This is a genomic window from Bradyrhizobium sp. Ai1a-2, assembly GCF_000426245.1.
GTDB lineage: Bacteria > Pseudomonadota > Alphaproteobacteria > Rhizobiales > Xanthobacteraceae > Bradyrhizobium.
On record NZ_AUEZ01000084.1, the window covers coordinates 22,572 to 33,862 of the forward strand.

Here is an 11,291-nt window from a genome sequence, read left to right on the forward strand (position 1 = left end):
GCGTTCACTCCTTAGGCAATGTTCGATGTTGTGTTTCGTATATTGGCCAATTCACGGGCCATGGCAACAAAGCCGGAGATGGGAATAGTTTCAGCGCGGCGGGTGGTATCGATATTTGCTGCAGCGGCGAGCCGGGCCGGATCGACCGAAAGCGACTTCAGGCTCTGGCGCAGCATCTTGCGGCGCTGGCCGAACGCTGCGGCCGCAATCTGTTCCAGCATGCGGCGGTCACAAGGCTCGGGCGCGGCGCGTGGTATCAATCGTACCAGCGACGAGGTGACCTTCGGCTGTGGCACGAAGGCCGATGGCGAAATGTCGAACAGGATCTTTGTTTCTGCGCGCCAGTTGGCGAGCACGGCGAGCCGGCCATAGGCTTCGCCGTTCTCCTGCGCGACGATCCGCTCGGCGACCTCGCGCTGGAACATCAGCACCATCATGTCGTACCAGGGCGGCCACGGTTCGATCGAGAGCCAGTCGACCAGAAGCTGGGTTGCGATGTTGTAAGGCAGGTTGGCAACGATCTTCGCCTTGCCGCCATCGAGCAGCGGACGAGGATCGAAATGCTGTGCGTCGGCGTGCACGATCTCGAGCCGTCCGGGGTATCGCTTCACGATGTAATCGAGCGCAGCCAGCGCCCGCTCGTCGCGCTCGATGGCGATCACGCGTTTGGCGCCGAGCGCGAGCAGTGCCCGGGTCAATCCGCCTGGGCCGGGGCCGACCTCGATCACGGTCGAGTCTTCGAGGGGACCCGCGGCGCGCGCGATCCGTGCGGTGAGATTGAGGTCGAGCAGGAAATTCTGACCGAGCGACTTGCGCGCCGACAAGGAGTGTTCGCGAATGATCTCGCGCAGCGGCGGCAGATCGTCGATCGCGCTCATTCAGGCTTCGTCGCGGCCATCCTCGCAGCCAGCCGCAGCGCCGCGATCAGGCTCGACGGATTGGCGCGGCCGGTCCCGGCGATGTCGAATGCCGTTCCATGATCGGGCGAGGTCCGGACGAACGGCAGGCCCAGCGTGACATTGACCGCGTCCTCGAAGGCGATGGTCTTGATCGGGATCAGCGCCTGGTCGTGATACATGCAGATCGCGCAGTCATAGGTCGCGCGCGCCGCCCTGTGGAACAGCGTATCCGCCGGCAACGGTCCGCGGACGTCGATGCCTTCGCCGCGCAGGATCTCGACTGCCGGCGCCACGATCTCGATATCTTCGGTGCCGAGCGTACCGTCTTCGCCGGCATGCGGATTGAGGCCTGATACCACGAGACGCGGATGGGCAAGTCCGAAGCGGGATTTCATGTCAGCCACCACGATGCGGGCCGTCGAGACGATCAGGTCCGTCGTGAGCAATGCGAGCGCTTCGCGCAGCGAAAGGTGGATCGTCACGGGCACGACGGCGAGTTCGGGCGACCACAGCATCATCACTGGCTGTGGCGCGACCCCGTTCCTGGCCGCGAGCTCGGCCAGGAATTCAGTGTGCCCGGGGTGACCGAAGCCGGCGCGATAGAGCACGTTCTTGGCGATCGGGTTGGTGACGACAGCGGCGGCCTTGCCGGCCATGACGTCGGCGACTGCGCGCCGGATCGAGGATAGCGCGGCATCCGCGCTGGTTGCATCCGGCGTGCCGGGCCGCGCCGTCGCCGGCTTGCCGGCCGGAACCACGGGCAACGCTCTTGCAAATGTGCCGAGCGCCTCTTCGGGGAAGGTATCGGCGAGCTCGACCGCAAGGCCAAGACGGTGAGCGCGGTCAGCGAGGAAATCGCGGTCGCCAACAAGATAAAACGGCGGAAGCTTCAGTTCATCACGCCGCAACCATGCGGCAAGCGCAATGTCGGGGCCGATACCTGCGGGTTCGCCGGATGTCAGCGCAAGGGGCTTCGACATCATCAGCGATATTCGATCATGGCCGCTTTGCGGACTTCCTGCAGATAGGATTTCGATTTCGCCTCATATTTCTGGGCGTACATCTTCTCGCGGATTTCCTTTTTCTTCGGCGAGTCGATCATCGTCGTCTTGCGACCGCACAGCACGACCATCTCCACGCCTTGCTTGGTGATCTCCGGCGGGGTCATATGGCCGACCGGGGTCTTGTCGAGCACCTCGCGAATGGCTGGCGGGATGTCGCCCGAAGTCTTGGTGACAGTGTCACGGATCGCCGCGTTCGGTATGGTCTTGAAATAGGAGTTGGCTTCGTCGCAGCTCGTGATGCGCTCGCGCAGTCCCTCGGCTTCCTTCTTGCGCGCTTCGACCAAGGCCGGTGTGGAGCCACGCGGCACGATCAGCACGATCGGCTGCATCTTGTATTCGAAGGCTTCGACTTCGGTCTTTTCGCCGCCTTCCTGCGCCGCGGCAGCAACGTCCTTCTCGCCGACCTGGAGGCTTTCCTTGTAGCGGCCACGCACCAGGCTGGTCCAAACCATGTCGGCCCTGATGCGCGACTTGAGCGTGTCGGCGCGAATGCCCTGGCTCTCGAGCGACTTCGTCAGTTGCTCCGGCGATATCCGCATCCGCGCGCTCATCGCGGAATAGGATTGATCGATGTCGGAGGACGAGGGGTCGACGCCGTATTTCTTGGCTTCCTTGATCTTCACCTTTTCGTCGATCAGTTCCTCGATCACTTCCTGTCGCGTCGACTGCTTGTGGGTGGTCAGGAAGTTGAGCTTGCTGCGCTGCTCGACGTCGTAGTTGGTGATCGGCTCGCCATTGACCATGACGGCTACAGTCTGCGCTTTAAGCGGCGAAGTGCCGCAGAGCATCAACGCCAGCGCGAGGGCGCAGGCCAGAGCCGAAAAGCGAGGGGGCAAGGTCGTCATGGTCATCTCAGCCATACGGTCATATCAGCCATATCAACCAATTCGCACCGAATTTCGGAGGTGCGGATCTACTGAAGGCCAGTTCCGCTGCTTGACGTCGTCGTCGTGTTTGCGATGGTCCGCAGCCCGAGTTGCAGCATGAACGCATGGCTGAGGACTGGCGGCGTCGTGCCGGCGGAGTAGGTATAGGACGTGACGTAATTCGCGGCCAGCACGAAGCAGTCGTCCACATAGCCAGCGCCGATGACGTACTGATTGATCTTGTTCGCTTCAAGGTCCCAACGCGCCGAGCCGGATACGACCCAGTTCGAGGCGACCTTGACCGCGGCAGTGGTCAGGATGCCTTCGCGACGGGTCAGATAGCCGAGTTCCGGTTGGGCCGCGTAGTTACCATAGAGCAGGCTGACCGACCAACGATCGAAGTTTGCGCGTCCCTCGGCCTCGAACCGGTTGATGTTCCAGGTAGCCTCGTCCATTCGCGAGCGGATGCTGAACGTGTAGGTCCGGTTGGGCGAATAGCTGACGCTGCCGACATAGTCGGATGCGGCCTGCTGCAGGCCCGAATCGAGGCCGGTGTTGGTAGCGTCGGCGACCGCGAACGAGTTCAGGCCGAACAGCTGGTAGGACTGCCCGAACAGCACCTTCACGGCACCGCCCCGATCGAATTGGGTGGTCGCCTGCACGCCAACGTTGGCACGGCCGCCGCCCTCGACACGGTCATAGCCCGAGAACTTGTCGACGGCGAACAGGTTGCTGGTGTCGAACACGAGGCTCTGCGCGTCCTCGTTCGGCAGCTTGCCGGCGTAGGTCTCGTTCGGGCGGATGATGACCTGCGCGATCGGCTCGAGCGTGGTGGTGCCCCACGGCTGCACGTTGATGAACGGGTACCGATATTCGAGGCCGATCGTCGGCATCGCGCGCAGCGCCGTCGTATCGCCGACCGGAAGGAAGTTCGAGACACCGGGCTGGTTCGAGACCGAGGCATCGATCGCGTCGGCGCGAAGGATCGCGAACGGCGTCCAGATCTGGCCGAACGGGTCGGTGTACGATTTCCGCCATTGCGCTTCGGCCGTCAGGCGCGTGTAGGTGCCCGGGAAGCCGCGCAGCAGGCATTGCGAGGGCATCCGGGCCAGCGGATCGGCGGATGCCGTGGTGCACAGGCCAGCGGTGTTGGCGAGCGTCGTGATCGGGTCGAAGACCGCCTGGTCGCGCGTCAGGCTGGTGAAGTTCACCTTGTAGCTGAACTCACCGCCGAAGATCGGGCTGTTGACCACGTTGTTATAGTCGATCACCGGATGGATCACCGGCACCTGGCTCTGGTTGCCGGAGAAGCTCAGGTAATAGATCGTGCGCGCATCGAAGAAGCTGCGATTGCCGACGCCGGTCAGATAGAGCTGCGAGATCGCTTCGGTCGGCAGGCTCAGGAATGCTGCGAATGGGTCCTTATACTGGGCGAGGCGATAGTCCTGGAAGAAGAAGTAGTCGGACAGGAGCACGCCTTCCCAGCCCCAGACCCACTTGTCGTTGATCGCGAACTGGCCCCTGGTATCGACGCCGCCGCGCAACTGGCGGTCGCCCGGCTGGCCGGCGAAGGCGCCGGGGTCGAGCTGGTCGATGCCGTAGGCGCGGATCGAGTAGGAGCCATCCAACAGGCGCTGGCGGAATTCGCCCTGGAGCAAGACGCCCTGGCGCGTGGTGAAGCGCGGGTTGACCGTGAGGTCATAGTCTGGCGCGAGCGCGAAATAATAGGGGACCTCGACGGCGTAGCCGTAGGTCGACGCCTCGCTGATGCCCGGCATCAGGAAGCCGCTCTTGCGCTTCACGGTCGGGTCGGGGGTCGAGAAATAGGGCATGTACGCCATCGGAACGCCGAAGAATTCGAGCTGGGCGTTCTCGAAGTAGAGCATCTTCTCGGTCTGGTTATGGATGATGCGGGCGCCCTTGACCTGCCACAGCGGCGGCTTCTTCGGGTCGTCCTTACATGGTGCGCAGGCCGTATAGACGCCGTTTTCGAACACCGTGTAATTGCCGCTCGAGCGATCGGCGCGGGTCGCCGCCATGCGCGTCTGGTCCTCGGTGTCGACGCGCAGCGAATCGACGAAACCATCCCGGTAATCGTCGCTGAGATCCATGATGTTGGCGTAGGTGATCTTGCCCTGGGCATCCGTGAAACGGATGTTGCCCTCGGCATGAAGGCGCTTGGTCCTCTGGTCGTAGATAACCTTGTCGGCCTCGACGCTGGTGCCGTTGTAGAACATCTGCACGTTGCCGACCGCGGACACGCGCTGATTGTTGTAGTCGTAATCGACCTCGGTCGCCTGCACGAGCATCTGCCCGTCATTGCGGGGCGGGGCGGGAGTCGGTTTCGGCGGCCGCGGATTGTACGTGAAGCTTTGCGCGGCGGCCGGCGTCGTGAGGCCAACGCCGATCGTCCCGGTAAGAATGAATCCAACGGTCAGGGTTAGCAGGAAGCCGGCCAAGCGGGTTCGATGACGGCGCACGGTACTGCGCCGCCTGAACGCAAGCGACTCCAACTGGCGGGCGGCGACAACGGCCACTACCCGTCCTCCTGATACAGCAAGGCCAAGAAACCGGTGAGGCCGCCTACGCACACAGGCAACCACGCCGCAGCGATGGGATGCATCAACTCAGCCTTGCTCAAATCTTCAGTTACTTTCGAAAGCACGTAGAGCAGAAAGCCTGCACCCACGCCACTTAAAACCATCTTTTGCACGCCGCCGAACCGGAAGAAGCGCAAGCTGACCGAAGCTGCCAAAAGCACCATCGCAGCCAGCAAAAACGGCTGTGCAATGAGCTTGTGATACTGCAGCCGGTAGCCGGCAGTCGCGAAGCCTGAGCTCTCCGACGAACGGATGTAGTCCGGTAGTTGCCAAAACGACACAGTTTCCGGGGTGGAAAAACTGTTGCGGACCTGGGCCGGAGTCAGCGTCGTGGCCAGGTAGAAGGTGTCCTGGTCGACCGGAGGCTTGTCGAGGGAGTATCGACGTACTCCTTTGAACACCCAACGGCCCTCTTCGAGCGAGGCTTCGCGCGCTTCGATTCGCTCCTTGAACTGCAGCGCGGTATCGAATCGGAATACGGTCAGCCCGGTGAGGCGCACGCCCTGCTGCTCGCTGCGGGCGGCGTTGATGATCGACTGGCCTTCATTGTTGACCTGGTTGAGCCAGAAGCCGGAGGCGTCCTGGATGCCGCCACCGGGCGCCGAGCCAAACAGCTCCGCCTCCATCTGCTTGGAGAGCTCGCGCAGGTTTGCCGACATCGGATTGTAAGCGGTGGTCGCCGCGATCCCCAGGACGAGCGCGCTCGCCAGCGCGGGGGCGATGAACTGCCAGGCCGAAACGCCGGCGGCGCGCGCAACCACCAGTTCGAGCCGGCGCGACAGCGCGAGATAGCAGGTCATCGCGCCGATGAGCACGCAGAACGGCATCAGCTTCTCGAGCAGCTGCGGCACGCGGAATAGCGAGGTCTCGGCGACCGTGATCGCGGAGGCCGTGACCAGCCCGGAGGTCTTGCGCACCATCTCGATATAGTCGACGAGGACGAGCAGCACGAAAATGCCGACGAATACGCCGACGGCCGAGATCACGAAGCGGCCGGCGAAATAGCGCCCAAGCGTATTGGTGACCATGCTCATGCGGTGGCCGGCCTTCCGAACAGGCGCGCGAACCGTGCATTCGACTTGTTGATGGCCTCCATCAATCCGGCGGGCGGCTCCACCACCACGCCGCCGATGATCATCCAGAGCCCGATGCCGATACCGCCGATCAGCATCAGGTACTGTGCGCCGACGGCAAGCAACGAATTCACCGCCATCACCGAGCAGGCGAATCCGGCCATGCGCAGGCCGAGCACGGCGAGAACCGAGCCGCCGATCGAGAAATTGCGACTCTGGCGCGTCGTGCGCGGCGCGCCGAGGAAAGCAAATGTGAGTGCGGCAAATGCGAAGGGATAGATCGGCGCCATGAAGCGGTCGTGCAATTCGGCGCGGAACTGGCCGGACAGTTGATCATAAGTCGGATCATCAGCCGCGGGCCAGATCAATTCCCATAGATAGCGTTCGCGAATCCCCAGCGTGACGTCGCGCTGGCTGGAGAATTTCGACATGTCGAATGCGTAGCGGCCGAAGGCGACGAGGGCCGGGTCGCGCTTGCCGACTTCGAATCGCTCGAGATTGCCGTCCTCCAGCACCAGATACGAACCACGCTCGTTCTTCAGCACCGTGCCGTGGTCGGCGATGATCGTGACGCGCTCCTTGGGATCGCGGCGATCGTCGACGAAGATGCCGCCGAGCACGCCGCCCGGCAGGCGCTCGCGAATCCGAATCGTCAGGTTCTGGTCGAGCTGGGCGAAGCGGCCGGGCTGCAGGATGTTGGTAAGCACGTCGGCGGTGATCTCGGCGTCCCATTGCTTGATGCGCCGCATGCCGTCGGGGGCGAGGTAGGCGCCGATGAAGAAGACCATCGCGGCTACCACGCATGTGGCATAGAAGAAGGGACGGAACAGCCGGAATGGCGAAAAGCCCGCGGCGTTCATCACGATGATCTCGGAATCGGTCGCGAGCTTGTTCAGCGTGTGGGAGACCGCGATCATCAGCGCGATCGGCGCGATGATCAGGACGAGAGCCGGAATCACGAGGCCAGTGATGCCGAGGAAGGTGATGATGGTCTGACCCTGGCTCGTCATCAGGTCGATGCCGCGCAACGCCTGGGTAATCCAGATCACGCCGGTGAGGCTGACCAGGACTACCGCAAACGACGCGAGCGTCGTGCGGAAAATATACCTGTCAATCGACCCCATCTGTTACCGCAAAATCCCACTTGGCGCGCCCAAACGCACGGCTTCCGACCAATCCCTTTGAAGGGCTCCCCTTTGGCCGTGCCGCTTATCCCGTCCAGCCGTTACTCTCTCATTACCATCCCTTTGATCCGTCAACAAAATGGCTGGGCCAAGGCACTGTTTCCACATGGTTAATTATTCCCCTTTGTGGCGTTCCGGCCACGCCGCGCTTGGCAGTGCGGCGGCTGGCAGGCCATAGTGTTGATGAACCCCAGCGGCCGGCCGATCTGGACGGCCGCGAACCGACATTCCACCTACTACCTACGCCAGCCGGCTCCCGCCTGCGACAGCCCTGATTCTGGAGGAATTTGCCTATGTCCGACGCCGTAAAGGTCGGCTTTGTTCCGTTTTCCGCGCCCGTCCGGGGCCTGATGGTGGTGTTCTGCGACGAGGCATTGAAGTTCGGCGCAGCGACCGAGAAGGCGCTTGGGAAGGCGGCGGAGACAGTCAAGCGGGCGGCCGCAGCCAACCAGTTCAAGGGCAAGAGCGGCGCTGCTCTCGACATCCTGGCGCCGGAGGGAATCAAGGCCGAGCGCCTGATCGTCATCGGAACCGGCAAGACGTCGGCGCTGAAGGAGAAGGATTTTCTCAAATTCGGCGGCGTCGTTGCCGGCAAGCTGAACGCGGCGACGGGTGCTGTCATCGTGATCGCCGAGTTGCCCGAGGGCGCAATGAAGGCGGAGCAGGGGGCGGCGATCGCCTCTGGTATCCGGCTCCGGGCCTATAAATTCGATCGCTACAAGACCAAGAAGAAGGACGGCGAGAACGAATCGGTGCGCGCCGATGTCTCGATCGCCGTCGATGACGTCGGCGCCGCGCGGAAGGCGTTCGGGCCTGACGCCTCCATCGTCGAGGGCGTCGTCATCGCACGCGACCTCGTGAACGAGCCGCCGAACGTGCTCTATCCCGAAGAGTTCGCACGGCGCGCCAGCCAACTCCGCAAGATCGGCGTCGACGTCGAGGTGCTCGACGTCAAGGCGATGACCAAGCTCGGCATGGGCGCGCTGCTCGGCGTCGCGCAGGGCTCGGCGCGGCCGGGCCGCGTGGTGATCATGCGCTGGAACGGCGGCAAGAAGAGCGAGCAGCCGGTGGCGTTCGTCGGCAAGGGCGTCTGCTTCGATACCGGCGGCATCTCGATCAAGCCGGCGGGAAGCATGGAGGACATGAAGGGCGACATGGGCGGCGCGGCCTGCGTGGTCGGGCTGATGCACGCGCTCGCCGCGCGCAAGGCCAAGGTCAACGCGGTCGGCGCCATCGGCCTCGTCGAGAACATGCCCGACGGCAACGCGCAGCGTCCCGGCGATATCGTCAAGTCGATGTCGGGCCAGACCATCGAGATCATCAACACAGACGCCGAGGGGCGGCTCGTGCTCGCCGACGTGCTCTGGTATGTGGCCAAGAAGTTCAAGCCGAAATTCATGGTCGATCTGGCGACGCTGACCGGAGCGATCATGGTCGCGCTCGGCACCGAGCATGCCGGCCTGTTCTCTAATAATGACGAACTGGCCGATCGGCTCATGAAGGTCGGGCAGGAGACCGGCGAGCGGGTGTGGCGCATGCCGCTCGGCGCGGAATACGACAAGCTGATCGATTCGCAGTTCGCCGACATGAAGAATACCGGCGGCCGCCATGGCGGCTCGATCACCGCAGCGCAGTTCCTGCAACGCTTCGTCGACGGCACGCCCTGGGCGCATCTCGATATCGCGGGAACTGCGATGGGCGCGCCGAAAAGCGACATCAACCAGAGCTGGGGCTCGGGCTACGGCGTTCGCCTGCTGGAACGCCTGGTCGCCGACTATTACGAGGCGAAGAAATAGCCTGATATGACCGAGGTCCTGTTCTATCATCTGCAGGGCATGTCGCTCGAGAGCGTGCTGCCGCCGCTGCTCGAGAAATCGCTGGAGCGCGGCTGGCGCGTGGTCGTGCAATCGACCTCGCTGGAGCGCGCCGAAGCGCTCGATGCGCACTTATGGACCTACAGCGACGATTCCTTTCTGCCGCATGCCACCTGGCGTGTCGCCGACGCATCGGATCAGCCGATCATCCTTTCGATCGACGACGGCAATCCGAACCGCGCCAATGTGCGCTTCCTGGTCGACAATGCGGCGATGCCCGAAGATAGCGACAGCTACGAGCGGCTGGTGCTGGTGTTCAACGGCGACGACACGGAGGCCGTGGCGGCGGCGCGCGAGAGCTGGACCACCTGCAAAGCGCGCGGACTCGATGTGACCTATTGGCAGGCCGACGAGCGGGGCCGCTGGCAGCGCCGGCAATAGAAGGTTGCACAATTAATGATAATTTGCACTTTGTGTCCTGGAGTCGGCGCCCAGCCACGGTCATGCCGCAAAGGGATGGTCGGACAAGGATTTTAAGGCGAAGGTGCGCGGCGCGCGCCACGCTTGGGGATCGCTTCGCGCGAAGAATGCGCGGCGGAACAAGAGGGTAGACACGGGAGCCCAATCGATCGTGCGAGATGGAACACTGATTCGGAAACCGCTGGTGGCCCTGCTTCTGCTTGCGCCGGTCCTCGCCGGCTGCTCCGGGGGCTCGGATATTTTCGGAGGCTCGGAGATTTTTTCGAAGGATGCCCAGTGGTTCTCGCGGACGGGCCGGCTGTCCATCCGCAACATTTCGATCGAGACGCCGCCGCTGACGCCGACCAAGCCGGTCACCGCCGAAGACATGGTGAGTGCCGAGGGCGGATGTCCGGGGATGGCCGCGGCGGGGCCTGCGAACGCCAATGCGCTCGCCGACGGTGCAGGTAGCACGCCACCGCCGCAGAATGTGGGGACGGTCGCGCTCGGACATACCGAGTGCGATGTGGTGCGCGGCATCGGCGCGCCCGACAATGTCGGTCTCTCCAAAAATGAACGCGGCGATCGTGTCGCCGTCGTCACTTACACGCAGGGGCCGCGCGCCGGCATCTACACCTTCACCTCCGGCCGCTTGTCGTCGATTGAGCGCATTGACGTGCCCGCGCCGCCGCCGAAGGCCGGCAAGCCGAAGGCGAAGAAACACGCCGCGATGTAAGGCCGGCGAATTGTAGGGTGGGCGCTGTGCCCCCCGTCTCACGCTTTGCTCGTAATGGTGGGCACGCCTCCGCCTTCGCTCGTTGAGCTACGGCGGAGAAGTCGGCGTCGCCGCAAGTCTGATTCAAATGTCAAACAGCGGGCCTGTAGGATGGGTAGAGCGAAGCGAAACCCATCGCGATGGAGTAAGCGGCGCGAATGATGGGTTTCGCTTCGCTCTACCCATCCTACGTGGATTCAAACAGCGGATGACGAATTTGTCGCCCGTGAAGAAGTCTGATTTCAGCTTGGGACGAGCTGAAATCGGAGGATGAGCCTGACCAGGATTTGGTGCAACAAAAGCTCCAGCCAGCGGATGAGACGGCGGAAGTTGTATCCGGCGGCGGCGAGGACGGCGTTGGCGGCGTCGCCCTTGCGGTACCAGAAGTAGTTGCGCCCCATGCGATGCTCGGATTTGAGATGGCCGATGACCGGCTCGACGGCCGAGCGCCGGCGCAGCTCGCGTTTGATCCTGGGCGTCACGCGCCGCTTCTGGCCTGAGATGAACACCCTGAACTTGTAATCGGGTGGCGCATTGTGACCTCGGTAGCCCTTGTC

The 11,291-nt window shown here is 63.2% G+C and carries 9 protein-coding genes and 1 pseudogene; 3 read left to right on the forward strand and 7 right to left on the reverse strand.

The genetic code is table 11. The features are described from left to right. Positions 1-11: 11 nt before the first annotated feature. The 6 genes from rsmA to lptF form a co-directional block, all read right to left on the reverse strand. A complete protein-coding gene (rsmA, locus tag K288_RS0135545; RefSeq protein ID WP_027583820.1) occupies positions 12-878 on the reverse strand; it encodes a 16S rRNA (adenine(1518)-N(6)/adenine(1519)-N(6))-dimethyltransferase RsmA in 867 nt (288 codons plus the stop codon). After that, positions 875-1,879, reverse strand: a complete 1,005-nt coding sequence (gene pdxA / locus K288_RS0135550; protein ID WP_027583821.1) for a 4-hydroxythreonine-4-phosphate dehydrogenase PdxA — start codon at positions 1,877-1,879, stop codon at positions 875-877. Before pdxA ends, rsmA begins: the two co-directional genes overlap by 4 nt. A gap of 2 nt (positions 1,880-1,881) precedes the next feature. Continuing rightward, positions 1,882-2,808: a SurA N-terminal domain-containing protein gene (locus tag K288_RS0135555; RefSeq protein ID WP_027583822.1), complete on the reverse strand. Its 927-nt coding sequence runs from the start codon at positions 2,806-2,808 to the stop codon at positions 1,882-1,884. A 68-nt stretch (positions 2,809-2,876) separates the two neighbouring features. Beyond that, positions 2,877-5,276 carry an LPS-assembly protein LptD gene (locus K288_RS0135560; RefSeq protein WP_244443379.1) on the reverse strand — a complete coding sequence of 800 codons (2,400 nt, stop codon included), beginning with the start codon at positions 5,274-5,276 and terminating at the stop codon, positions 2,877-2,879. 89 nt (positions 5,277-5,365) lie between these two features. Next, complete coding sequence (lptG, locus tag K288_RS0135565) at positions 5,366-6,463, reverse strand: LPS export ABC transporter permease LptG (protein ID WP_027583824.1); 1,098 nt, start codon at positions 6,461-6,463, stop codon at positions 5,366-5,368. Beyond that, positions 6,460-7,626 (reverse strand): LPS export ABC transporter permease LptF, encoded by a 1,167-nt coding sequence (gene lptF / locus K288_RS0135570; RefSeq protein WP_027583825.1) that lies wholly within the window; start codon positions 7,624-7,626, stop codon positions 6,460-6,462. Before lptF ends, lptG begins: the two co-directional genes overlap by 4 nt. A gap of 353 nt (positions 7,627-7,979) precedes the next feature. Here lptF and K288_RS0135575 point away from each other — a divergent pair, with 353 nt between their 5' ends. The 3 genes from K288_RS0135575 to K288_RS0135585 all read left to right on the forward strand — a co-directional run bounded on the left by K288_RS0135575 (position 7,980) and on the right by K288_RS0135585 (position 10,695). Next, positions 7,980-9,482, forward strand: coding sequence for a leucyl aminopeptidase (locus tag K288_RS0135575; protein ID WP_027583826.1), 1,503 nt, complete (start codon positions 7,980-7,982; stop codon positions 9,480-9,482). Between the two features lie 6 nt (positions 9,483-9,488). After that, entirely contained in the window at positions 9,489-9,941 is a 453-nt protein-coding gene (locus tag K288_RS0135580; protein WP_027583827.1) for a DNA polymerase III subunit chi, read from the forward strand. 223 nt (positions 9,942-10,164) lie between these two features. Beyond that, the gene (locus K288_RS0135585) at positions 10,165-10,695 is read left to right on the forward strand and encodes a hypothetical protein (RefSeq protein ID WP_244443378.1); all 531 of its coding nucleotides are present in this window, start codon (positions 10,165-10,167) and stop codon (positions 10,693-10,695) included. A gap of 281 nt (positions 10,696-10,976) precedes the next feature. On the opposite strand, the pseudogene K288_RS0135590 reads toward K288_RS0135585, so the two are convergent. Continuing rightward, positions 10,977-11,291: pseudogene (locus K288_RS0135590) on the reverse strand (IS5/IS1182 family transposase); the annotation flags it as partial.

Coding starts and splice junctions, on each gene's coding strand:
- rsmA (WP_027583820.1), bottom strand. CDS start 878: ATGAGCGCGATCGACGATCTGCCGCCGCTGCGCGAGATCATTCGCGAA.
- pdxA (WP_027583821.1), bottom strand. CDS start 1,879: ATGTCGAAGCCCCTTGCGCTGACATCCGGCGAACCCGCAGGTATCGGC.
- K288_RS0135555 (WP_027583822.1), bottom strand. CDS start 2,808: ATGACGACCTTGCCCCCTCGCTTTTCGGCTCTGGCCTGCGCCCTCGCG.
- lptG (WP_027583824.1), bottom strand. CDS start 6,463: ATGAGCATGGTCACCAATACGCTTGGGCGCTATTTCGCCGGCCGCTTC.
- lptF (WP_027583825.1), bottom strand. CDS start 7,626: ATGGGGTCGATTGACAGGTATATTTTCCGCACGACGCTCGCGTCGTTT.
- K288_RS0135575 (WP_027583826.1), top strand. CDS start 7,980: ATGTCCGACGCCGTAAAGGTCGGCTTTGTTCCGTTTTCCGCGCCCGTC.
- K288_RS0135580 (WP_027583827.1), top strand. CDS start 9,489: ATGACCGAGGTCCTGTTCTATCATCTGCAGGGCATGTCGCTCGAGAGC.